Consider the following 23702-nt stretch of genomic DNA (forward strand, 5'->3'; position numbering starts at 1 on the left):
TGTGCCTTTACGGGTCGTCAAGTGCGGTGAAAGGAGCGCGGGGTGAACAGTGTGCTCACGGCGTTGCGGGTATTCGAGGAGGTCGCAACGGCGCAACCGGTCGGGTTGAGCGAACTCACCCGACGGCTCGGGATTCCGAAGGCCACCGTGCAACGCAATTTGAAGACTCTGGCCGAAGCCGGCTGGATCAGGCCCACGTCCGACGGCGGGCGTTGGGAGATAACAGGTTTGGCCTATCGGCTCGGTAGCGCGGTGGCCACCCGGGACAACTTGCGCGAAGCTGCCCTGCCCGAATTGGCTGCTCTGCAGTCGATCACGGGAGAGACGGTCCATCTCGCCGTGCCCGATGGAGATGAACTCGTCCTCGTCGAACGACTCGACAGCTCGCATCAGCTCCGGGCATTCCTGCCGCTGGGTACCCGGTTGCCCTTACACGCTGCCGCGACGGGCAAGGCCTATCTGGCGACGCTGGACGACGCCCGGATCGCGGAGTATCTGGCCGGCGCGCCAGCCAAGGTCACCGCCAACACGATCACCGACCCGGAATGGCTGTGGGAAGAGGTGCGCGCCACCAGGCAGCGTGGCTATGCCGTCACCGTCGAGGGTCTGCATGACGGCATATCCGCGGTCGCGGTCGCGGTACGCGGGCGTGATGGCTTGGCCCGGGCCTGCTTCAGCATCTCGGGGCCGTCGGCACGGATGACCGCCGATCGGCTCATCGAATACGCCGCGGTCGCACTGAACGCTCAAGCGGCAATTGAGCGTTCGCTGGACTGAGGCGCAGCCGGGCTTCTGCGACCGGAGACTACAGATCCAGCGCCTGGTATGTCCGCTTCGCGAATTTCGGTCGCGCCGAACGGAGTTTGGCCTGTGAGGCATTGCCGGCGACCGCTACTGCGGCATCCACGCTGAGCTCAGGCTGATTCTGGATCAGGTAGATCAGGATCAGGTTGGCGCTCGGGTCCGCCTGCCACCAGGTACCGAACGCGCCCGGCCAGCTGAACGTGCCGGGGCCGCCCGGACCGAAGAACGGCGTGGCTTTGGCTTCGTCGGTCACAAGCGACAGGTTCAGTCCGAAGCCGCGGCCGATCCAGAACGGCGCACCGAGGAAGTTCTGCGACTTCTGCTCGGCGGTCAACCGATCGGTGCGCATCGATCGCACCGACTCTTCCGACAACACCCGCACTCCATCGACCTCGCCGCCGGCCAGCAGCATCCGCGCGAAGGTCAGGTAGTCGTCGACGGTCGACCAGAGACCGCCGCCGCCGGCGCAGAACGTCGGAGGCACCACCTGCGGCGGCCCCATCTTCCCGGGCTGCAAGCGCAAGGTGTCTCCGTCGGCCGCCAGCTGATACATGGTCGCGGCACGACGCCGGCCGGAATGCGTCACGGCGAAACCGGTGTCGACCATACCCAGCGGTTTGAAGATGCGCTCCGCCAACACATCCGGCAGCGGCTTGCCCTCGATGCGCGACAGGATGAAACCCAGCACGTCGGTCGACTGGCTGTAGGTCAGGGCGTCACCGGGCTGGTGGGCGAGCGGCAGCTGCCCCAGCTCGGCCAGCCAGCGGTCCGGGTCCTGCAGCGACTGCAACTTGTTGTACGCCTTGCCCAGCGGTGCAGGCACCGTGAACCCGTAGGCCAGGCCACCGCGGTGGGTCATGAGGTCCTCGATGGTGATGGGCCGCCGGGCGGGCACGGACCGCTCCAACGGTCCGTCCAGGCTCGTCATCACCCGCGGGTTGGCCAGCTCGGGCACCCAATTCGCGATGGGATCGGTCAAGGCCAGCCGGCCCTCGTCCACCAGCGTCATGGCCGCGGCGACGGTGATGGGCTTGGACATCGACGCGATGCGAAACACGGTGTCGCGCTCCATCGGCAGCTTGGCTTCCACGTCGCGGTGGCCGAGCGTGTTGACCTGCCGCACCGCGCCGTCCTGCCACACCAGCGTGACCGCGCCGGCCAGCAGGCCGGTGTCGATCGCCGCGCTGACCGATTCGGTGTTCGCGTCGAGATTCACCCCGGTCACGTTAGCCGGTGATGCGGAGACGCTCGCGGTGCCGTCCGAGCCAGCGGCACGGTAAATCGATCGGCAGCGGCCACCCGGTAGGCAATACTGCCTGACGTGGCTGCAGACGCGTCGACCCCGCACACACCGATGAACAAGGTGGCATTTGCCAGTTTCATCGGTACCGCGATCGAGTTCTACGACTTCTACATCTATGGGACGGCTGCGGCGCTGATCTTCCCGCAGGTGTTCTTCCCGAACCTGCCGCCGGCCATGGCGACCATCTCGTCGCTGGCGACCTTCGCGGTCGCGTTCCTGGCCCGCCCGGTCGGCGCGGCGGTTTTCGGGCATTTCGGCGATCGGCTGGGCCGCAAGAAAACTCTGGTCGCGACGCTGCTGATCATGGGTCTGTCCACGGTCGGCGTGGGGTTGGTGCCCAGCTCGGTGTCGATCGGTCTCGCAGCGCCGATCATCCTGTTGACCCTGCGCGTGTGCCAGGGCTTCGCTGTGGGTGGCGAATGGGCGGGCTCGGCACTACTGAGCGCCGAATACGCCCCGGCGGGAAAACGCGGCACCTACGGCATGTTCACCCAGTTGGGTGCCGGAGCGGGCCTGGCCGTCAGCAACCTGGTGGTGCTGATCGCCAACGTGACGATCGGGGAGAAGAGCCCGGTGTTCCTGGACTGGGGCTGGCGGCTGCCGTTCCTGTTCAGCGCGGTGCTGCTGGCAGTGGCGCTCTACGTGCGGTTGACCATCGACGAGACGCCGGTGTTCGTCGCGGAACAGAAGCGCGGGACGGTGCCGAGGGCGCCACTGTCGGAACTGGTGCGCCGGCAGGGCAAGGAGGTGCTGCTCGGTGCCGGCTGCATGGTCGGCATCTTCACCATGAGCTTTCTCGGCGGCACGTACCTGATGAGTTACGCCAGCACCCGCATGCACCATCCGCGGACCCTGATCCTGTCCGTCGGTGTGCTCGCCGGGGTGGCACTGATGGTGTTCTCGGCGATCTCGGCGGTGCTGTGCGATCGGTACGGCCGGCGGCGCATCATCCTGCTCGGGTTCGGGCTGGCGCTGCCATGGGCTTTCCTCGTCATGCCGTTGATCGACTCCGGGTCGCCGGTGGCGTTCGCGGTGGCCATCGCCGGCATCTTCTGCATCTTCGGGCTGGCCTACGGCCCCATCGGTGCGTTCCTGCCTGAGACGTTCGCCACGCGCTACCGCTACACCGGCGCCGGCATGGCCTTCAATCTCGCCGGCATCGTCGGCGGCGCGCTGCCGCCGGTGGTCGCCGGGCCGCTGGTCGCCACCCTCGGGAGCTGGGCCGTTGGGCTGATGATCGCCGTCTTCGTGCTGGTCAGCATCGCGTGCACGCTGGTACTGCCCGAAACCCGGGGCGCTGAACTCGGCGATGCGCAGGATGAGATGCGTGATGGTGACGCCGTGGCGGCCTGCTAAGCTACGCGGCTAGTTAGACGTCCTTTAACGACCCGTCCAGAGAGGCGGAGAAGGAGGTCAGGTAGCTCGTGGCTGTCACAGGTAACGATGCAACTGGCGTGCCCGGCGGCTCCGACCGGGAATTGCTGTCCGCCGCCGATGTCGGCCGGACCATCTCGCGCATCGCCCATCAGATCATCGAAAAGACCGCGCTCGACGCGCCGGACGCCCCGCGCGTGGTGCTGCTCGGCATCCCGACCCGCGGCGTCACCCTGGCCGCCCGGATCGCCGAGAAGGTCAAAGAATTCGCCGACGTCGACCTGCCACACGGCGCGCTCGACATCACGCTCTACCGCGACGATCTGAACTTCAAACCGCCGCGGGCGCTGGCCTCGACCTCGATTCCCGAAGGCGGCATCGACGACGCGACGGTGATCCTCGTCGACGACGTCCTGTATTCCGGCCGCTCGGTCCGTTCGGCGCTGGACGCGCTGCGCGACATCGGCCGCCCGCGCATGGTGCAGCTGGCGGTGCTCGTCGACCGCGGCCACCGCGAACTGCCCATCCGCGCCGACTACGTCGGCAAGAACGTCCCGACGTCGCGCAGCGAGAACGTCAAGGTGCGGCTTTTGGAGACAGATGGAACAGACACCGTCGCTATCGCACCCTATGGAGGACCCACCAGGTGAAACATCTGCTGTCCGCCTCGGACCTGAGCCGCGATGCGGCGACGGCCATCCTCGATGACGCTGACAGGTTTCGCGAAGCGCTGCTGGGCCGCGACGTCAAGAAGCTCCCGACGTTGCGCGGCCGCACCGTCATCACCATGTTCTACGAGAACTCCACTCGTACCCGGGTGTCGTTCGAGGTGGCCGGCAAGTGGATGAGCGCCGACGTCATCAACGTCAGCGCTTCCGGGTCCTCGGTGGCCAAGGGGGAGTCGCTGCGGGACACCGCGCTGACCCTGCGCGCTGCGGGCGCCGACGCCTTGATCATCCGGCACCCGGCTTCGGGTGCGGCACAACAACTTGCGGCCTGGACGGCTTCAGCGGACGGCCCGTCGGCCAGCCCCTCGATAATCAATGCCGGCGACGGCACCCACGAGCACCCGACCCAGGCGCTGCTCGATGCGCTGACCATCCGGCAGCGGCTGGGCGGCCTCGAGGGCCGGCGCGTGGTGATCGTCGGTGACATCCTGCACAGCCGGGTGGCGCGGTCCAACGTCTCGCTGCTTTCGACGCTGGGGGCCGAGGTGGTGCTGGTGGCGCCGCCGACACTGCTGCCGGTGGGGGTTTCGGAATGGCCGGTGACGGTGTCGCATGACCTGGACGCTGAACTGCCGGCCGCCGACGCCGTGTTGATGCTGCGTGTGCAGGCCGAGCGGATGAACGGCGCGTTCTTCCCGTCGGCGCGCGAGTACTCGGTGCGCTACGGGCTTTCGGAGAAGCGACTGGCCGGGTTGGGCGAGGACACGGTGGTGCTGCACCCCGGGCCGATGCTGCGCGGCATGGAGATCGCATCGTCTGTGGCGGACTCGTCGCAATCAGCTGTACTGCAACAGGTTTCGAATGGGGTGCATGTTCGCATGGCAGTGCTGTTCCAGCTTCTCGTGGGTGTGGGCCGGGAGGTGATCGCATGAGCGACGCTCGCGGAGCGAATCAGCAGCCGAAGCGCACGGTGATTTCCGGAGTCCGGCTGTACGGCGAGGGTGAGCCGGTCGACGTGCTGATCGCGGACGGTCAGATCGTTGAAATTGGATCGGGGATCGGTTCCGAAGCCGACGAGGTCATCGACGCCGCCGGCCAGATCATGCTGCCCGGCTTCGTGGACCTGCACACCCACCTGCGTGAGCCCGGCCGCGAATACGCCGAGGACATCGAAACCGGTTCGGCGGCAGCGGCGCTCGGCGGGTACACCGCAGTCTTCGCCATGGCCAACACCGACCCGGTCGCCGATACCGTCGTGGTCACCGACCACGTCTGGCATCGCGGGCAGCAGGTCGGCCTGGTCGACGTGCACCCGGTCGGCGCGGTCACCGTCGGACTCGACGGCAAGCAACTCACCGAGATGGGCCTCATGGCCGCCGGTGCCGGGCAGGTCCGGATGTTCTCCGACGACGGCATCTGCGTCGACGATCCGCTGGTGATGCGCCGGGCCCTGGAATACGCTGCGGGACTTGGGGTCCTGATCGCTCAGCACGCCGAGGAACCTCGGCTGACCGTCGACGCCGTCGCGCACGAAGGCCCGAACGCTGCCCGGCTGGGATTGGCCGGCTGGCCGCGCTCGGCTGAAGAGTCGATCGTGGCCCGGGACGCGATCCTGGCCCGCGACGCCGGCGCCCGGGTGCACATCTGCCATGCCTCCACGGCGGGCACCGTCGAGCTGATCAAGTGGGCCAAAGCCCAGGGCATCTCGATCACCGCCGAGGTCACCCCGCACCACCTGCTGCTCGACGACAGCCGGCTGGCCGACTACGACGGCCGCAACCGGGTCAACCCGCCGCTGCGTGAGGCCAGTGACGCCGAGGCGCTGCGCCAGGCCCTGGCGGACGGGGTGATCGACTGTGTTGCAACCGATCACGCCCCGCACGCCGAGCACGAGAAGATGTGCGAGTTCGCGCACGCCCGTCCCGGCATGCTCGGCCTACAGACCGCGCTGTCGGTCGTCGTGGAGACCATGGTCGCGCCGGGCCTGCTCACCTGGCGCGACGTCGCCCGCGTGATGAGTGAGGCCCCGGCCGCCATCGTCGGCCTGCCCGACCAGGGCCGCCCGCTGGCGGTCGGTGAACCCGCCAACCTGACCGTGGTGAATCCCGACGCCACCTGGACAGTGCAGGGCACCGACCTGGCCAGCCGCTCGGACAACACGCCGTACGAGTCGATGACGCTGCCCGCCACCGTCACGCTGACGATGCTGCGCGGCAAGGTCACCGCGCGGGACGGGCGCAGTCCGGCATGAACACGGGGACTCTGATCACCTACCTGGTGCTGGCCGCCGTCGTGGTGGTACTGCTCGGCTTCGCGATCCGGCAGATGCTCAAGGGCTGGATGCACCGGGTGCAGCGCCAAGCCGGCGCCGTCGGACTGCTGCCCGCACTGCCGGACACCGTGGGACCGGCGACCGTGCCCGCCACCAAGGGCATGTACATCGGCAGCACCTTCGCGCCGAGCTGGCAGGACCGAATTGCGGTGGGCTCCCTCGGATTTCGCAGCAAGGCCGTGCTGACGCGCTATCCCGAGGGGATCATGCTGCAGCTCACCGGCGGTAGCCCGATCTGGATTCCCCAGGAGTCCATCACCGCCATCCGCACCGAGCGGGCCATCGCCGGCAAGGTGCTCACCTACGACGGGATTCTGGCCATCCGGTGGAAACTGCCGTCGGGCACTGAGATCGATACCGGATTCCGTAGCGACGACCGTCGCGAACTGGCCAAATGGGTTGAGGAGGACAGCAAGTGACCCAGACCGATCAGACTGCCGTACTCGTGCTGGAGGACGGCCGGGTGTTCACCGGAACGCCGTTCGGCGCCGTGGGCGAGACGCTGGGTGAGGCGGTGTTCTCCACCGGCATGTCCGGCTACCAGGAGACGCTGACCGACCCGAGTTACCACCGGCAGATCGTGGTGGCCACCGCCCCGCAAATCGGCAACACCGGCTGGAACGGTGAGGACAACGAGAGCCGCGACAACAAGATCTGGGTCGCCGGCTATGTCGTCCGCGACCCGTCGCCGCGCGCCTCCAACTGGCGCGCCACCGGCACCCTCGACGACGAACTGGTGCGTCAGGGCATCGTCGGTGTCGCGGGCGTCGACACCCGCGCCATCGTGCGGCACCTGCGTAACTTCGGCTCGATGAAGGCCGGCGTCTTCTCCGGTCCGGCTCTGGCGGACACCGACACACTGGTCGAGCGCGTGCGCAACCAGCCGTCGATGCTGGGTGCCGACCTGGCCGGCGAGGTCAGCACGGTTGAGCGGTACGTCGTCGAACCCGTTGGGGCGGAGCGCTTCTCAATTGCGGCCGTCGACCTCGGGATCAAGACCAATACTCCGCGCAACTTCGCGGCCCGCGGCATTCGCAGCCACGTGCTGCCGTCGTCGGTGACGTTCGACGAGCTCGCCGCCCTCAAGGTAGACGGCGTGTTCCTGTCCAACGGCCCGGGTGACCCGGCCACCGCCGACCACGTGGTCGAGTTCACCAAGCAGGTGCTCTCGGCCGGAATCCCGTTGTTCGGCATCTGCTTCGGCAACCAGATTCTCGGCCGCGCGCTCGGTCGCTCGACCTACAAGATGACCTTCGGCCACCGTGGCATCAACATCCCGGTCGTGGAGCGGGCCACCGGCCGCATCGCGATCACCGCGCAGAACCACGGCTTCGCGCTCGAAGGGGAAGCCGGGGAAGAGTTCGACACCCCGTTCGGCCGCGCCATGGTCAGCCACACCTGCGCCAACGACGGTGTGGTGGAGGGTGTTTCGCTGCTCGACGGACGCGCGTTCTCGGTGCAGTACCACCCCGAAGCGGCGGCCGGCCCGCACGACGCCGAGTACCTGTTCGACAAGTTCGCCGATCTCATGGCAGGGGAGAAGTAATGCCACGCCGCACCGACCTCAACCACGTCCTGGTGATCGGGTCCGGACCGATCGTCATCGGCCAGGCCTGCGAGTTCGACTACTCGGGCACTCAGGCCTGCCGCGTGCTGCGCGCCGAGGGCCTGCAGGTCAGCCTGGTGAACTCGAACCCGGCGACCATCATGACCGACCCGGAGTACGCCGACAACACCTATGTCGAGCCCATCACCCCGGCGTTCGTCGAGAAGGTGATCGCCCAGCAGGCCGAGCGCGGCAACAGAATCGACGCCGTGCTGGCCACCCTGGGCGGGCAGACCGCACTGAACACCGCGGTTGCCCTGCATGAGAACGGCGTACTGGAGAAGTACAACGTCGAGATGATCGGTGCCGATTTCGACGCCATTCAGCGCGGTGAAGACCGGCAGAAGTTCAAGGACATCGTTGCCAAGGTCGGCGGTGAATCGGCCCGTAGCCGCGTCTGTCACACCATGGACGAGGTCCGCGACACGGTCGCCGAGCTGGGTCTGCCCGTCGTGGTTCGGCCGTCCTTCACTATGGGCGGCCTGGGTTCCGGCATGGCGTACACCAAGGAAGACGTCGAGCGGATGGCCTCGGAGGGTCTGGCGGCCTCTCCCAGCGCCAACGTGCTGATCGAGGAATCGATCTACGGCTGGAAGGAATACGAGCTCGAGTTGATGCGCGATCACCGCGACAACGTGGTGGTGGTCTGCTCGATCGAGAACTTCGATCCGATGGGGGTGCACACCGGCGACTCGGTGACCGTCGCGCCCGCCATGACCCTGACCGACCGCGAGTACCAGAAGCTGCGTGACCTGGGCATCGCGATCCTGCGCGAGGTCGGCGTCGACACCGGTGGCTGCAACATCCAGTTCGCCATCAACCCCGTCAATGGCCGCCTGATCGTCATCGAGATGAACCCGCGCGTGTCACGGTCCAGTGCATTGGCTTCCAAGGCAACGGGTTTCCCGATCGCCAAGATCGCGGCCAAGCTGGCCATCGGCTACACGCTGGACGAGATCGTCAACGACATCACCAAGGAGACCCCGGCCTGTTTCGAGCCGACCCTGGACTACGTCGTCGTCAAGGCGCCGCGGTTCGCGTTCGAGAAGTTCCCCGGCGCTGACCAGACGCTGACCACCACCATGAAGTCGGTGGGTGAGGCGATGTCGTTGGGCCGCAACTTCATCGAGGCGCTCGGCAAGGTGATGCGGTCGCTGGAGACCAAGCGGGCCGGGTTCTGGACTGGGGACGATCCCGACAAGACCCTCGACGAGCTGCTCACCGGCCTGCGCACCGCGACCGACGGCCGGCTCTACGATATCGAACAGGCGCTGCGCCTTGGCGGTTCGGTCGAGGTCGTGGCCGAGTCCTCCGGCGTGGACCCCTGGTTCATCGACCAGATCGCCACCCTGGTGGCGCTGCGCGGCGAACTCGTCGACGCCCCGGTGCTGGACGAGCGGCTGCTGCGCCGAGCCAAGCACAGCGGCCTGTCCGACCGCCAGATCGCCGCGCTGCGGCCGGAATTGGCGGGCGAGGCCGGCGTGCGGACGCTGCGCGAGCGGCTCGGCATCCGGCCGGTGTACAAGACCGTCGACACCTGCGCCGCCGAGTTCGACGCCAAGACGCCGTACCACTACAGCAGCTACGAACTGGACCCCGCGGCCGAGACCGAGGTGGCGCCGCAGACCGAGAAGCCCAAGGTGCTGATCCTGGGCTCGGGCCCGAACCGCATCGGCCAGGGCATCGAGTTCGACTACAGCTGCGTGCATGCGGCAACCACATTGAGCCAGGCCGGCTTTGAGACCGTCATGATCAACTGCAACCCGGAGACCGTCTCGACGGACTACGACACCGCTGACCGGCTGTACTTCGAGCCGCTCACCTTCGAGGACGTGCTCGAGGTGTACCACGCCGAGCAGGCTTCCGGGGCCGGTGGTCCGGGCGTGGTCGGCGTGATCGTGCAGCTCGGTGGCCAGACGCCGCTGGGCCTGGCCGAACGGCTCGAGAAGGCCGGGGTGCCCGTCGTCGGGACCAGCCCCAAGGCCATCGACCTGGCCGAGGACCGCGGTGAGTTCGGTGAGGTGCTGCGCGCCGCCGGGCTGCCGGCGCCGCGCTTCGGCACCGCAACGAGTTTCGAGCAGGCCCGCCGCATCGCCTCCGACATCGGCTACCCCGTGCTGGTGCGCCCGTCGTATGTGCTGGGCGGCCGCGGCATGGAGATCGTCTACGACGAGCAGACCCTCCAGGGCTACATCGAGCGCGCCACCGAGCTCTCGCCCGAGCACCCGGTGCTGGTCGACCGGTTCCTCGAAGACGCCATCGAGATCGACGTCGACGCCCTGTGCGACGGCACCGAGGTGTACATCGGCGGCGTGATGGAGCACATCGAGGAAGCCGGCATCCACTCCGGAGACTCCGCGTGCGCGCTGCCGCCGGTCACGCTGGGCCGCACCGACATCGCCGCCGTGCGCAAGGCCACCGAGGCCATCGCCCACGGCATCGGCGTGGTCGGCCTGCTCAATGTGCAGTACGCGCTCAAGGACGACGTGCTGTACGTGCTCGAAGCGAACCCCCGCGCCAGCCGCACGGTGCCCTTCGTCTCCAAGGCGACGGCAGTGCCACTTGCAAAAGCCTGCGCCCGGATCATGTTGGGCGCCTCCATCGCCGAGCTGCGTGCCGAAGGCATTCTGGCCGCCGAGGGCGACGGTGCCACCGTCGCGCCCAACGCGCCCATCGCGGTGAAGGAAGCCGTGCTGCCGTTCCACCGGTTCCGCAAAGCCGATGGCTCGCAGGTGGATTCGCTGCTCGGGCCGGAGATGAAGTCGACCGGCGAGGTCATGGGTATCGACAGCGATTTCGGTACCGCCTTCGCCAAGAGCCAGACCGCGGCCTACGGCTCGCTGCCCTCGGGCGGCACCGTGTTCGTGTCGGTGGCCAACCGGGACAAGCGCTCGCTGGTGTTCCCGGTCAAGCGCCTGGCCGACCTCGGCTTCCGGGTGCTGGCCACCGAGGGCACCGCGGAGATGCTGCGCCGCAACGGCATTCCGTGCGAGGTCGTCCGAAAGAATTTCGAGGAGCCCAGCCCGGATCGCCCGGCGATGTCGGCGGTCGACGCCATCAAGGCCGGTGAGGTCGACATGGTGATCAACACGCCGTACGGCAACTCGGGTCCGCGCATCGACGGGTACGAGATTCGCTCGGCTGCCGTGTCGGCCAGCATTCCGTGCGTGACGACGGTGCAGGGCGCCTCGGCAGCGGTGCAGGGCATCGAAGCCGGCATTCGCGGTGACATCGGGGTGCGGTCACTGCAGGAGCTGCACAGCCAATTGGCCGAGAAGTGAGTTTCCGCGCACGCGAGGAGCGCAGATGAGCTTCGGCTCGCGGCTTCGGGCCGCCATGGCTGAGCGGGGTCCGTTGTGCCTTGGCATCGACCCGCACCCGGAGCTGTTGACGGCATGGGGTCTGCCGGTGTCGGCGGACGGCGTGGCGAAGTTCAGTGACATCTGCGTCGAGGCGTTCGCGGGCTTCGCGATCGTCAAGCCGCAGGTCGCGTTCTTCGAGGCCTATGGATCGGTGGGCTTCGCGGTGTTGGAGCGGACCATCGCCGGATTGCGAGAGGCCGGGGTGCTGGTGCTGGCCGACGCCAAACGCGGCGACATCGGTTCCACTATGGCCGCCTATGCCCAGGCGTGGGCCGGCGACTCACCGCTGGCCGCCGATGCGGTGACAGCGTCGCCGTATCTCGGCTTCGGCTCGCTGCAGCCGCTGCTGGACATCGCGGCCGCGGGCGGCCGCGGGGTGTTCGTGCTGGCCGCCACGTCCAACCCGGAGGGCGCTTCGGTGCAGTGCGCGGTGGCCGGTGGACGCACCGTGGCGCAGTCGATGGTCGATTCCGTCGCGTCGGTGAACAACGCTGCGGCGGTCAATGCCGCCGGCGACGGTTCGGTCGGCGTCGTCGTCGGTGCGACGCTGACGGAGGTGCCCGATCTGTCCCAGCTGGGCGGACCGGTGCTGCTGCCCGGCGTCGGCGCCCAGGGCGGACGCCCGGACGCGCTCGCCGGACTCGGAGGAGCCCGGCCCGGCACGCTGTTGCCTGCGGTGTCCCGCGAGGTGCTCCGTGCCGGACCGGACGTCGCCGCCGTGCGCGCAGCGGGGGAGCGGCTGCGCGACGCGGTGGCCTATCTGGCCGGATAACCCGTCACAGCGGGATCCAGATCGGGCCCAACCAGAAGCCCCAGGCGTTGAAGCCCTGGTCGAACACAGGGTTCACCCACTGGCCGTTGTAGGCGAACGGCTGGTGATCCCAGCGGGCGTCATCGATGCCGCGGTGGTACCAGTCACGGCCGCGGTCATCACGCCAGCCGTCCCGGTCCTGGTGCCAGTCGACGCCGCGCTGCCAGCCGCCGTCGCCACGCCCCCAGTCACCGTCGCCGCGGTGGTCGTTGTGCGGACCCCAGCACGGTGCTCCCGGCCCGCACCACGGATCGGCACTGGCTGTCGCCAGGCCGATGCCCAGCAGCCCGGCGGCCCCGATCCCGGCTGCGAGCGTGGATGCGGTTAGCGCCCTCTTCACCTTCATAGCTGACTCCATTTCTGAGCAAAGTGGCCTTCTGCATTAGTCGCGGGCGGTGTTGTCGCCACACGCTGGTGACCATATGGCGGTCCGATGGGCACACACTTAGCTGAACTTAGGTGTGTGCTGTGTGCGCGATGACGGCGCGCAGACCGTGATGCCCGGCATCGCCTGCTCGGAGGGTCACCGGTTGTGAATATGTGTGGTGAAAGGTGGTTTTGTGGTCCTGATCAGGTCGGCGCCGCCGCTTCACCGACCACCGCGTGCTACTGACGGACGGTTTGCCCAAGGCAACAGAACGGCCCATCACTTGACGTGATGGGCCGTTCTGTTGCCTGGCGCGGTTATCTGTTGTCGATCACAGCGGGATCCAGATCGGGCCGAGCCAGAAGCCCCACGCGTTGTGCCCGTTGTCCCATACCGGGTTCACCCACTGACCGTTGTAGTCGAACGGCTGGTGGTCGAAGCGGGCATCGTCGATGCCCCGGTGCTGCCAGTCGCGGCCCTGGTTGTCATGCCAGTTGTCGTCGCGGCCGACGGGAGCGGCCGGCCCGCGGTTGTCGCCAGGGCCCTGGTTGCCGGGACCGCGGTTGTCGCGGTGGTCATCGCGCTGTCCGCACGGCGCGTTCGGCGGGCACTGGCCCGGATCGGCGTTGGCGCCGGCCAGGCCGACGCCGAACAGCCCGGCGACACCGATACCGGCGGCCAGGGTGGATGCGGTCAACGCTCGCTTGAAGTTCATCGCTGCACTCGGTCCTCTACTTTTCGTGGGTCCTCTTCATGTCGTGGGCGTGATACCGCCGCACTGGAACCAAAGTTAGGACTGCCTAATGTGTGCGCACTTTGGTGTCGATAGGCGTGTGCTGTGCGTGCCGCAACAGTTTGGCCACGGTGCGCTGGCCATTGACTGTGGAACGAGTGTCTTTGCGGGAAAACGTTGGGCGAGAAACGGTTTGGTCACAATAGACATCGCGGCTGATGGCAGACGTGTTCGGGGGTGTCGGTGATCGCGGCACGGACGAGTTTGCGGAGTCCGCTCGAGGGCACGCATCTGAGCCGGGCGGACGCGTCGGCGTAATGCCCGACAGGTCGTCGAACCGACCGCAACCTGTGGATTTGGGCGGTCGAACCGCCCAAATAGGTGTCGCCGGGCCGCCAGCGCGCCACCGGTGTGCACCGACCCGCTCGCACTCGGCACCGACACGCCCGACACGCCGTGACCTGCGAAAATTTTCCTGAATGACCCCGGATGACGGCCTGAAAATCGGCCGGGCGCGGTACCGGCGGGATGGCCGTCGTCCTGCTGAGTGCTCAAAACCCTTGATACGCAGGCATATTTGTGGCGAACACGCCGAATTTCCGGGCTCGCAGAGCTTGCACTGGGCGGTCGCTCGAAGCCGCCGTTCGCACTACACGCTGGGCTTTTAGCTTCGTTACCCGGGGGGTGGGGTTAGCGCTTGTCGGGAAGCGTGGGTACGGTCGTCGTCGCTGGCTGGTTAACCCAGCCGTGAGAAGAAATTATTGACGGAGATACGGAGGAACCCCGTGGCCCTTCCCCAGTTGACCGACGAACAGCGCGCGGCAGCGTTGGAGAAGGCTGCTGCCGCACGTCGAGCACGTGCCGAGTTGAAAGACCGGCTCAAGCGCGGCGGCACCAACCTCAAGCAGGTCCTGACGGACGCCGAGACCGATGAGGTCCTCGGCAAGATGAAGGTTTCCGCTCTGCTGGAAGCCCTGCCCAAGGTCGGCAAGGTCAAGGCGCAGGAGATCATGACCGAGCTGGAGATCGCTCCGACCCGCCGTCTGCGCGGCCTGGGCGACCGTCAGCGCAAGGCCCTGCTGGAAAAGTTCGACTTTTCCTGATCTGACGCAAGACTGACGAGCAGTAGGGGCCGGACGGCGATGAACCGTGTTGTTGTGTTGTCCGGCCCCTCTGCCGTGGGTAAATCCACGGTCGTGCGTTGCCTGCGCGAGCGGGTGCCCGACCTGCATTTCAGTGTTTCCGCCACGACGCGCGTAGCGCGTCCGGGCGAGGTCGACGGTGTCGACTACACGTTCGTCTCGGCCGAAGAGTTCCAGCGCCTCATCGATGAGGGCGAGCTGCTCGAATGGGCCGAAATACATGGCGGGCTGCAGCGCTCCGGCACCCCGGCCCGGCCCGTCCGAGAAGCCATCGCCGCTGGTCACCCGGTGCTTATCGAGGTCGATCTGGCCGGCGCCCGCGCCATCAAAGAATCCATGCCCGAGGTGTTGACAGTGTTCCTCGCGCCGCCCAGCTGGGCAGCGCTGGAGAGCCGGCTCGTCGGCCGCGGTACCGAGAGTGCCGAGGTGCAGGCCCGCCGCCTGGATACCGCGCGGGCCGAACTTGCCGCTCAGGACAGTTTCGATGTGACCGTTGTGAACAGTCAGTTGGAATCCGCCTGTGCAGAATTGGTATCCTTGCTGGTGGGCCGCTGAGCGGTCTGCGCAACACCCGCACAGATATCGCTGATAGCGACGCCAATCTTTACACCGAACGCCGGGAGAATCCTTCGTGAGCACCACTGTCGAGAGCATCGACTCCGACGCCGCCATCGCCTACGACACGCCGCTGGGTATCACCAACCCGCCCATCGACGAGCTGCTGGACCGGGTGTCGAGCAAGTACGCGCTGGTGATCTACGCCGCGAAGCGTGCGCGCCAGATCAACGACTACTACAACCAGCTCGGCGACGGCATCCTCGAGTACGTCGGCCCCCTGGTCGAGCCGGGTCTGCAGGAGAAGCCGCTGTCGATCGCCATGCGCGAGATCCACGGCGACCTGCTCGAGCACACCGAGGGCGAGTAAGGCCACCGAGTAGGGCCACGAGGCGCCGGACATGGCCGACCGCAAACGCATCGTCGTCGGAGTCGCCGGAGGTATCGCCGCCTACAAGGCGTGCACCCTGGTTCGTCAGCTGAGCGAGGCCGGTCATTCGGTCCGCGTGGTGCCGACCGAGTCGGCGCTGAAGTTCGTCGGCGCCGCCACCTTTGAAGCCCTGTCCGGCAATCCCGTGCACACGGGCGTGTTCGAGGACGTCTCCGAGGTGCCCCACGTCCGGTTCGGTCAGCAGGCCGACCTCGTCGTGGTCGCACCGGCCACCGCCGATCTGATGGCGCGCGCGGTGGCGGGCCGCGGCGATGATCTGCTGACCGCCACCCTGCTCACAGCGCGCTGTCCGGTGCTGTTCGCTCCGGCGATGCACACCGAGATGTGGATGCACCCGGCCACCGTCGACAACGTCGCCACCTTGCGGCGCCGTGGCGTCGTGGTTCTGGAACCCGCGTCCGGGCGTCTCACCGGCGCCGACAGCGGTGCCGGACGGCTGCCCGAGGCCGAAGAGATCACCACGTTCGCCCAGCTGCTCCTGGAGCGCGGTGACGCGCTGCCCCGAGACCTGGCCGGGGTCAAGGTCGTCGTCACGGCCGGAGGCACCCGCGAGGCCATCGACCCCGTCCGCTTCATCGGCAACCGCAGTTCGGGCAAGCAGGGCTACGCCGTGGCTCGCGTCATGGTCCAGCGCGGCGCCGAGGTCACCCTGATCGCGGGCAATACCGCCGGCCTGGCGGACCCTGCCGGCGTCGACGTCGTGCACATCAGCTCGGCGGCGCAGCTGCGAGACGCGGTCTTCAAGTACGCGCCCGACGCGCACGTTCTCGTGATGGCCGCCGCGGTGGCCGATTTCCGTCCTACCGAGGTAGCGACCACGAAAATCAAAAAGACGCACGGTCCCGGGGAAACGAACGACGCGCCCGTCATCGAACTGACGCGGACCGACGACATCCTGGCCGGCGCGGTGCGGGCGCGCACCGACGGTCAGCTACCGAACCTGCGGGCCATCGTCGGATTCGCCGCCGAGACCGGCGACGCGAACGGCGACGTGCTGTTCCATGCACGGGCGAAACTGCACCGCAAAGGCTGTGACCTGCTGGTTGTCAACGCGGTGGGCAATGGCAGGGCCTTCGAGGTCGATGTCAACGACGGCTGGATGTTGGCTGCGGACGGGGCCGAGTCGGCGCTGGAGCACGGGTCCAAGACCTTGATGGCGAGTCGCATCGCCGATGCGATCACGGCCTTCCTGCACGGCAAGGACGAATGAGCATCGCCTGGACCGCGTCGCGGAACGGGTTTGCTGCGCAGGGGTAGACGACAGTGGATAGCCGGGCGCGGATATTATGCGCCGGACCAAAGTTTTGGAAGGGATTTGCGACGTGAGTGAAGGTCGGCTGTTTACCAGCGAGTCAGTGACCGAAGGACATCCGGACAAGATCTGCGACGCCATCAGCGATTCGGTGCTCGACGCGCTGCTTGCGCAGGATCCCAAGTCGCGGGTCGCGGTGGAGACCCTGGTGACCACGGGTCAGGTGCACGTCGTCGGCGAGGTGACCACCAGCGCCAAGGAAGCGTTTGCCGACATCCCGCTGATCGTCCGTGACCGCATCCGCCAGATCGGCTACGACCACTCCGACAAGGGCTTCGATTACGCCACCTGCGGCGTGAACATCGGCATCGGTGCGCAGTCCCCGGACATCGCCGCCGGCGTCGACACCGCCCACGAGGCGCGCGTCGAGGGCGCCGGTGACCCGCTGGACGCCCAGGGCGCCGGCGACCAGGGCCTCATGTTCGGCTACGCCATCAACGACACTCCCGAGCTGATGCCGCTGCCCATCGCGCTGGCGCACCGGCTGTCGCGGCGCCTCACCGAGGTCCGCAAGACGGGCACCGTCGACTACCTGCGTCCCGACGGCAAGACCCAGGTCACCATCGAGTACCGCGACAACGTCCCGGTCCGCCTGGACACCGTGGTGCTGTCCACCCAGCACGCCGAGGGCGTCGACCTGGACGGCACGCTGGCCCCGGACATCCGTCGCCACGTGGTCGAGACGGTGCTGGCCGACCTGGGCCACGACACCATGGACACCTCCGACTTCCGGCTGCTGGTCAACCCGACCGGAAACTTCGTCGTCGGTGGCCCGATGGGTGACGCCGGTCTGACCGGCCGCAAGATCATCGTCGACACCTACGGCGGCTGGGCCCGCCACGGCGGCGGCGCATTCTCGGGCAAGGACCCGTCAAAGGTGGACCGCTCGGCGGCGTACGCGATGCGCTGGGTGGCCAAGAACGTCGTCGCTGCGGGCCTGGCGGACCGCGTGGAGGTCCAGGTGGCCTACGCCATCGGCAAGGCCGCCCCGGTTGGTCTGTTCGTCGAGACCTTCGGGACCGAGCATTTCGACGTGGCCCGCATCGAGAAGGCCATCACCTCGGTCTTCGACCTGCGTCCCGGCGCCATCATCCGCGACCTGGACCTGCTGCGCCCGATCTACGCGCCGACCGCCGCGTACGGCCACTTCGGCCGCACCGACATCGAACTGCCGTGGGAGCAGCTCGACAAGGTCGACGACCTGAAGGCCTCGGTCTAAGCCTCTTCTGCACAAGCGAATGTCCCCGTACGCCATGGCGTACGGGGACATTCGCTTGTGGTCGGCAGTATCAGTCGACAGGAGATGCCAGACTCGGGGTGTGCATTACGTTGGGGCTGTTAGTACCGGCTCCAGCCGGTTCGTCCGGTGTAACCGGTGTAGGGCCAGTGCCACCAGCAGGCTGATGGCCGTCAGCGACACCCAGATGAGTTCGGGCCGCCCGGCCTCACGTGCGGTCTGCATCAGCGCACCGGTGGCCAGGTTTCCCACCAGGATGCCGATACCGACGATGGTGTTGTAGAAGCCGTAGTACGTCGCGACCAGCCGGTCCCCGGCGAACGACACCACGGTGTCCATCTCGAACGGGTAGACCGCCGCCGACCCGACCGCCAGCAGCGCCGCCGTCAGCAGCAGCGCGGCGACTGCGGCGGGAACGCCCCATCGGTCGTCGGGCACGACGATCAGCGGGACGAACGCCGCGGCCAGCACCAGCACCCCGATGGTCAGCGACTGGGCGCGGCCGTAGCGTGCGGTGAACCAGGCCGTGATGCGCAGCTGCCCGCCGATGGCGACCAGGCCCGACACCGCGAAAACCGCTGCCACGATGGCTGATTCGTGGTGGGGCGCGAGTACCCCGGCGTGCAGCGGCAGTGCCAGGTACACCTGGAATGTCACCACGTAGGTGCCGACCATCGCCGCGGCGAACAGCAGGAACGGCCGGTTGGCCAGCACCGTACGCCAGTCATGCAGGACCGGGGCACGTTCGGTGACAGCATGACCGGCATGATCCTTCGGCAGGGCGAACAACTGCGCGATGGTCAGCACCGCGAACACCGCCGCTGCCATGCCTGCGGTGACCCGGAAGTCCAGCGCCAGCAACGCCAGTCCTACGAGCGGCCCGGCCAGGATGCCGCCCTGATAGAACACGTTGAACACCGTGAACGCCGCCACCCGGCGCTCGCCAGAGTCCGCGGCCAGGTAGGCCCGCACCGCGGGGTTGAACAGCGCGCCCGCGAAACCCGTTGCCGCCGAAGCGATGAGCAGAGTCGGCAAGGACTGCGCGACCGCCAGCAGTCCGAAGGCCGCCGTGCGTAACAAGCAACCCGCCACGATGAGCGGTTTGTAGCCGAGCCGGTCTGCCAATGTCCCACCGACGATGAACATGCCCTGCTGCGAGAAGTTCCGCACCCCGAGCACCAACCCGACGGCCCAGCCGGCCAGGCCGAGTGGACCGGCCAGATACCCGGCCAGATACGGCATCAACATGTAAAAGCCAAGGTTGATGCCGAACTGGTTGAGCATCAGCATCCGGCTGGGCCAGCCGAAGCTGCGGAACTGGGTGAGCACTGCCATCAGAGTTCCTTCCTCACCGTGACGCCGCAGCGGGCTTGCGCACCGTGGCGCAGCGGGTCCACGAATCGACCACGTGCTCAGCGGGATCGGCGATCACCGCGGGTTCGGCCGGCGGGTCGATCCCGAGCAGGTTGTGCTCTCGGCAGTAGTCGTCGTTGTAGACGGTGTCGAAATACCGTTGCGGGCCGTCGGGAAAGATCGCGACAATGGTCGTGTCCGGCCCGTGGTGGCGGGCCGCCCACCCGGCGACCAGCGCCACCGCACCGCCACTCCAACCGCTGCTGGCGTAACTGGTCGCGGCGAGCGCCCGGCATGCCCACACCGCTTCGGCGGGCGCCACCCAGTGCACTTCGGCGAACGCGCCGTAATCGACGTTCTCCGGATAGATGCTCGACCCCAGCCCGCGCATGAGCCGGCTCTGGGCGGGCTGTCCGAAGATCGTCGAACCGATGGTGTCGACGCCGATCAGCTCAAGGTGAGGGTTGAACTCACGCAACACTTTTGCCACTCCGGCCGAATGCCCGCCGGTGCCCACCGAGCACACCAGGATGTCGATGGTGCCGAGCTGTGACTGCAACTCGAGGGCGAGATCACGGTAAGCGTCGACGTTGTCGGGGTTGTTGTACTGGTCGGGGTACCAGGCGGTGGGGTCACCTGCCAGGATCTGGGTCACCCGGTCCCGGCGGGCCTGCTGCCAGCCGCCCGTCGGGTGCGGCTCGGTGACCAGGTCGATGTCGGCGCCGTAGGCCGCGAGCATCCGCAGCATCATCGGTTCCATGCCCGGATCGGTCACCAGTGTGACCGGATGGCTGTACACGGTGCCGGCCAGGGCAAGTCCGAGTCCCAGTGTGCCGCTGGTGGATTCGACGATCCGTGCCCCGGGCAGCAGGTCGCCGCGGGCCCGGCCGCGCTCGACCATGTACATGGCGGGCCGATCCTTCATGCCGCCGGGGTTGACGCCTTCGAGCTTGGCCCAGAACCCCCGGTCCCCGGTGGTGAACGGCGCAGAGATCCGCAGCACCGGAGTGCCGCCGACCATGGTGCCCGGCCGGTCGTAGCGGGCCAGCCGGCACGGCCCGGCCGCCGGGCGAGGCGATTTTCTGGGCAGGGTGAGGTTGGACGAATTGTTCATGAGTGCATCACTTTTCGCTGGAGCCGCGGTGCGGCAGCGGAATCGGACAGCGAACACCGATCGACCACGGAGCGTGGCCGATCTGCGCTGACCGATCAGCGTCGGGAGATGCAGAGCCGGGTCAGGACCACCCGCCCGGTGTGAATCGCAGCCGCGCGCCGGGGCGGACCCCGGCCGGTCTCGAGCGCCATCGCGGGCCAGCGCACCACCAGGACGCCGAGCGTCACCACCAGACCGAGAGCCAGGAGAGTGGAGCCGGAGCGGGGGAGTCCGGCGGCGGTCACCAGTTCTGGGGCCGACGGCGCCGAGCCGTCCCGGACGTGCGGGTGTTCGGGGGTCACCGACGGCAGCGTGTGTCCGGGGGCGACGATCTCGGAGGCCGCGTGCGCATGCGATGCGTCAACGGGCTTGACGTTCAACTGGATTCCCAACCCGATACCGAGCACGGTGACGAGCAGCACGGCCGCTGCCCGCCATCGGATCGGCCGGGAAGTCACGTCCGCGACTGTACCGACGCTTCGGCGGCTATAGCCGGGGCGGTGGCAACGCGTGCGGAAAAGTTACCGGGTTCAAAGAACTTTCATATCTGGCCGCCGCGAACACTCAAGCGCTGAACTCGTAGTCGTCGAGGTCGAACCGCCGGCTGCGGACGTAGGCCTCCACAGTGGTGGCCGGCCGCAGGGGCACGTCGCCGTTCTTGTCGAAGTAGTAGCTGTTGGCGCTCTGACAGCTGTCCTGCCAGAACACCTGGCGGTGGCGTTTGCGGAGCATCTCGGCGAAGTAGCGGTCGTTGGCCTCCTGCGACACTTCGATCCGGCGGGCGCCAACTCTTTCCGCGCGCTGCAGGCACCGCACGATGTGGTGCACCTGGGCTTCGATCAGGGCGAAGTAGGACGAGCCCACATAGCCGTACGGGCCCATGACGGTGAAGAAGTTCGGGAAGCCGGGGATGCTGACGCCCTCGTACGCCTGCAGTCGCTGCGTCTCCCAGAACTCGCCGAGGGCGTGGCCACCGGCCCCGGTGACGGGAAACGTCGGCACGCTGTCGACGTCCATCACCTTGAACCCGGTGGCCAGGATCAGCACGTCGACCTCGTGCTCCTGCCCGTCGGCGGTGCGTACCCCGGACGGTGTGATCCGTTCGATGGCTTCGGTTACCAGACTGACGTTCTCGCGGTTGTACGTCGCGAGGTAGGAGTTGTGGAAGCCGGGGCGCTTGCAACCCACCGCGTAGCGCGGGGTGAGCTTGTTGCGGATGACGGGATCATGCACCTCGCGGCGCAGGAACGACCGGCCCATCCGGGCGGCGCCGTCGGCCAACGGGAACACGCTGTAGTACTGCGCAGACAGCGGGAACGTGAGCTCGACGTAGGCCTGGCTGGCCAGCCGCTGCAGTGCCTTGCCGCCGGGGATGCGCATGGCCCAGCGGGCCGCGGCCGGCAGGGGCACGTCCAGTTTGGGGAAGCACCAGATGGGCGTGCGCTGAAACACCGTGAGGTGGTCCACGATCGGCGCGATCTCCGGGATGACCTGCACCGCCGAGGCGCCGGTGCCGATGATCGCGACCCGCTTGCCACTCAGGTCGATGCTGCTGTCCCAGCGCGCGGTGTGCATCGTGATGCCCGCGAAATCGGCGACGCCCTCGATGTCCGGCGGCTTGGGCACCGTCAGCACGCCGCTGCCGTTGATCAGGAACCGTGCGGTGATGGTGCCGGAATCGGTCTGCACGCGCCACAGGTCGGCGGCGTCGTCGTACTCGGCACCGGTGACGTGGGTGCCGAAGCGGATCCGGTCCCGCAACCCGTACTTGTCGACGCAATGCTCGGCGTAGGCCTTGAGCTCGTGGCCCTTGGCATAGGTCCGGGACCAGTCCGCACTCTGCTCGAAGGAGAACTGGTAGGAGAACGACGGGATATCTACGGCGACACCGGGATAGGTGTTCCAGAACCAGGTCCCGCCGGGCCCGGAGCCGGCTTCGAGGATTTGGTAGTCACCGAGCCCGGCCCGGTCCAGCAGGATGCCGGCCCCGATCCCGGAGAAGCCGGCGCCGACGATCACGGTCTGGACATCAGGCGTTGTCATGTGTCGTCATCTTTCCGCGAGTGGGCGTAAAACTGTCGCTTTTGCGGCAAAAACGACCGTTTTACGTTCCACCGCAAGCGGGAGGTACCCCCAGCTCGCGGAGCCGTCAGGCGTGCAGGGCAGCCTTCAGCGCAGCCAGGCCGCGGTCGGTGGCCTCGGTCGCCACCGGCGATGCCAGCGCGAGGCTGACGAAGCCGTGCACCATGGTCGGTTCGTTGCTCAACTCGACCGGAACCCCGGCTGCGGCAAGCAGTTTCGCGTAATGCGCGCCGTCGTCGCGCAGCGGGTCGTGCTCGGCGGTGCCGATGTACGCCGGCGGCAGCCCCTCCAGCGAATCGGCATTCGCCGGGGCCAGGTCGGTCGGCAGCGTCGACGCGTCGCTGAGGTCCATGCCGGGCAGGTACCACGACAGGAAGGCCGCGGTCACGTTGCTGTTCAGCATGGGGGCGTCGGCGTTCTCGGTGAACGACGGCAGCGTGACGTCACCCGTGGTCGCCGGGTACCAGAGCAGCTGGAACGCCAGGGCCGGGCCCGCGGCGTCGCGCGCCCGCTGCGCCATCACGGCAGAGATGTTGCCGCCGGCCGAATCGCCGGCGACCGCGAGGCGCGTCGGGTCACCACCGAGTTCAGCGGCGTTCGCGCCGACCCACTGCAGTGCGGCCCACGAATCCTCGATGCCGGCCGGGAATGGATGCTCGGGCGCCAACCTGTATTCGACCGACACCACGATCGCGCGGGCGCCGACGGCGTGGGCGCGGGCCACATGGTCGTGGGAATCCAGATCACCGATGGCCCAGCCGCCGCCGTGGTAGAAGACCACGACCGGCAGCGGACGCGTCTCACCGTCGATGGGCGGCCAGTAGACCCGCGCCGGAATCTGGCCCGCATCACCGCAATCGAGCACGCGGTCCTCGATCCGCAGGTTCGGCAGCATCGCGGCGGGCGGCCGCACCGCGGCGAGCTTGGCCCGGGCCACCTCGACGCCGTCGTCGATGGTGAACTCCAGTGGCACGGCGTCCAGGAGAGCTTTGAGGATCGGGTCGATACCGGGGCGGTCTGAGGACGTCACAGCGTCGCGCTCATCCAGAGTCATGCC

22 protein-coding genes are annotated in these 23702 nt (G+C 67.7%); 14 read left to right on the plus strand and 8 right to left on the minus strand.

The window, feature by feature from the left end:
- Positions 1 to 42: 42 nt before the first annotated feature.
- Positions 43 to 777, plus strand: coding sequence for an IclR family transcriptional regulator (locus tag ACX12F_RS13080; protein WP_459369953.1), 735 nt, complete (start codon positions 43 to 45; stop codon positions 775 to 777).
- Between the two features lie 28 nt (positions 778 to 805).
- Here ACX12F_RS13080 and ACX12F_RS13085 read toward each other — a convergent pair whose 3' ends face one another.
- Positions 806 to 2020: a serine hydrolase domain-containing protein gene (locus tag ACX12F_RS13085; protein WP_459369954.1), complete on the minus strand. Its 1215-nt coding sequence runs from the start codon at positions 2018 to 2020 to the stop codon at positions 806 to 808.
- Between the two features lie 138 nt (positions 2021 to 2158).
- Here ACX12F_RS13085 and ACX12F_RS13090 point away from each other — a divergent pair, with 138 nt between their 5' ends.
- From ACX12F_RS13090 to pyrF, 8 genes are all read left to right on the plus strand, one after another.
- The gene (locus ACX12F_RS13090; protein WP_459370336.1) at positions 2159 to 3463 is read left to right on the plus strand and encodes an MFS transporter; all 1305 of its coding nucleotides are present in this window, start codon (positions 2159 to 2161) and stop codon (positions 3461 to 3463) included.
- Between the two features lie 68 nt (positions 3464 to 3531).
- Positions 3532 to 4131 carry a bifunctional pyr operon transcriptional regulator/uracil phosphoribosyltransferase PyrR gene (gene pyrR, locus ACX12F_RS13095; protein WP_459369955.1) on the plus strand — a complete coding sequence of 200 codons (600 nt, stop codon included), beginning with the start codon at positions 3532 to 3534 and terminating at the stop codon, positions 4129 to 4131.
- On the plus strand, positions 4128 to 5081 hold the full coding sequence (locus ACX12F_RS13100) for an aspartate carbamoyltransferase catalytic subunit (RefSeq protein WP_459369956.1): 954 nt from the start codon (positions 4128 to 4130) through the stop codon (positions 5079 to 5081). The genes pyrR and ACX12F_RS13100 overlap by 4 nt, the downstream gene beginning before the upstream one ends.
- Positions 5078 to 6400 carry a dihydroorotase gene (locus ACX12F_RS13105; protein WP_459369957.1) on the plus strand — a complete coding sequence of 441 codons (1323 nt, stop codon included), beginning with the start codon at positions 5078 to 5080 and terminating at the stop codon, positions 6398 to 6400. Before ACX12F_RS13100 ends, ACX12F_RS13105 begins: the two co-directional genes overlap by 4 nt.
- On the plus strand, positions 6397 to 6900 hold the full coding sequence (locus tag ACX12F_RS13110) for a PH-like domain-containing protein (protein WP_459369958.1): 504 nt from the start codon (positions 6397 to 6399) through the stop codon (positions 6898 to 6900). Before ACX12F_RS13105 ends, ACX12F_RS13110 begins: the two co-directional genes overlap by 4 nt.
- Positions 6897 to 8027, plus strand: coding sequence for a glutamine-hydrolyzing carbamoyl-phosphate synthase small subunit (gene carA, locus ACX12F_RS13115; protein ID WP_459369959.1), 1131 nt, complete (start codon positions 6897 to 6899; stop codon positions 8025 to 8027). The genes ACX12F_RS13110 and carA overlap by 4 nt, the downstream gene beginning before the upstream one ends.
- Positions 8027 to 11368: a carbamoyl-phosphate synthase large subunit gene (carB, locus tag ACX12F_RS13120; protein WP_459369960.1), complete on the plus strand. Its 3342-nt coding sequence runs from the start codon at positions 8027 to 8029 to the stop codon at positions 11366 to 11368. The genes carA and carB overlap by 1 nt, the downstream gene beginning before the upstream one ends.
- A gap of 25 nt (positions 11369 to 11393) precedes the next feature.
- Positions 11394 to 12221, plus strand: a complete 828-nt coding sequence (pyrF, locus tag ACX12F_RS13125; RefSeq protein WP_459369961.1) for an orotidine-5'-phosphate decarboxylase — start codon at positions 11394 to 11396, stop codon at positions 12219 to 12221.
- A gap of 4 nt (positions 12222 to 12225) precedes the next feature.
- Here the strand turns inward: pyrF and ACX12F_RS13130 are convergent, their stop codons facing one another.
- Entirely contained in the window at positions 12226 to 12606 is a 381-nt protein-coding gene (locus ACX12F_RS13130) for a hypothetical protein (protein ID WP_459369962.1), read from the minus strand.
- Between the two features lie 352 nt (positions 12607 to 12958).
- Entirely contained in the window at positions 12959 to 13342 is a 384-nt protein-coding gene (locus ACX12F_RS13135) for a hypothetical protein (protein WP_459369963.1), read from the minus strand.
- Between the two features lie 803 nt (positions 13343 to 14145).
- Between ACX12F_RS13135 and mihF the strand changes: the two genes are divergently transcribed.
- The 5 genes from mihF (at position 14146) to metK (ending at position 18039) form a co-directional block, all read left to right on the plus strand.
- Positions 14146 to 14463, plus strand: coding sequence for an integration host factor, actinobacterial type (gene mihF / locus ACX12F_RS13140; protein ID WP_011894593.1), 318 nt, complete (start codon positions 14146 to 14148; stop codon positions 14461 to 14463).
- A 39-nt stretch (positions 14464 to 14502) separates the two neighbouring features.
- The gene (gmk, locus tag ACX12F_RS13145) at positions 14503 to 15057 is read left to right on the plus strand and encodes a guanylate kinase (protein WP_459369964.1); all 555 of its coding nucleotides are present in this window, start codon (positions 14503 to 14505) and stop codon (positions 15055 to 15057) included.
- A gap of 76 nt (positions 15058 to 15133) precedes the next feature.
- Complete coding sequence (gene rpoZ / locus ACX12F_RS13150) at positions 15134 to 15427, plus strand: DNA-directed RNA polymerase subunit omega (RefSeq protein ID WP_020101623.1); 294 nt, start codon at positions 15134 to 15136, stop codon at positions 15425 to 15427.
- 31 nt (positions 15428 to 15458) lie between these two features.
- Entirely contained in the window at positions 15459 to 16718 is a 1260-nt protein-coding gene (coaBC, locus tag ACX12F_RS13155) for a bifunctional phosphopantothenoylcysteine decarboxylase/phosphopantothenate--cysteine ligase CoaBC (protein ID WP_459369965.1), read from the plus strand.
- A 112-nt stretch (positions 16719 to 16830) separates the two neighbouring features.
- Entirely contained in the window at positions 16831 to 18039 is a 1209-nt protein-coding gene (metK, locus tag ACX12F_RS13160) for a methionine adenosyltransferase (RefSeq protein ID WP_459369966.1), read from the plus strand.
- Between the two features lie 105 nt (positions 18040 to 18144).
- Here metK and ACX12F_RS13165 read toward each other — a convergent pair whose 3' ends face one another.
- The 5 genes from ACX12F_RS13165 to ACX12F_RS13185 all read right to left on the minus strand — a co-directional run bounded on the left by ACX12F_RS13165 (position 18145) and on the right by ACX12F_RS13185 (position 23699).
- The gene (locus ACX12F_RS13165) at positions 18145 to 19392 is read right to left on the minus strand and encodes an MFS transporter (protein WP_459369967.1); all 1248 of its coding nucleotides are present in this window, start codon (positions 19390 to 19392) and stop codon (positions 18145 to 18147) included.
- Positions 19393 to 19405: 13 nt separating this feature from the next.
- Positions 19406 to 20524: a PLP-dependent cysteine synthase family protein gene (locus ACX12F_RS13170; RefSeq protein WP_459369968.1), complete on the minus strand. Its 1119-nt coding sequence runs from the start codon at positions 20522 to 20524 to the stop codon at positions 19406 to 19408.
- A 95-nt stretch (positions 20525 to 20619) separates the two neighbouring features.
- Positions 20620 to 21021 (minus strand): putative copper homeostasis (lipo)protein LpqS, encoded by a 402-nt coding sequence (gene lpqS, locus ACX12F_RS13175; RefSeq protein WP_459369969.1) that lies wholly within the window; start codon positions 21019 to 21021, stop codon positions 20620 to 20622.
- 106 nt (positions 21022 to 21127) lie between these two features.
- Positions 21128 to 22606 carry a flavin-containing monooxygenase gene (locus ACX12F_RS13180; protein ID WP_459369970.1) on the minus strand — a complete coding sequence of 493 codons (1479 nt, stop codon included), beginning with the start codon at positions 22604 to 22606 and terminating at the stop codon, positions 21128 to 21130.
- A gap of 106 nt (positions 22607 to 22712) precedes the next feature.
- Positions 22713 to 23699, minus strand: coding sequence for an alpha/beta hydrolase (locus tag ACX12F_RS13185; protein WP_459369971.1), 987 nt, complete (start codon positions 23697 to 23699; stop codon positions 22713 to 22715).
- Positions 23700 to 23702 lie beyond the last annotated feature (3 nt).

Source organism: Mycolicibacterium sp. HS_4_1, assembly GCF_054515875.1.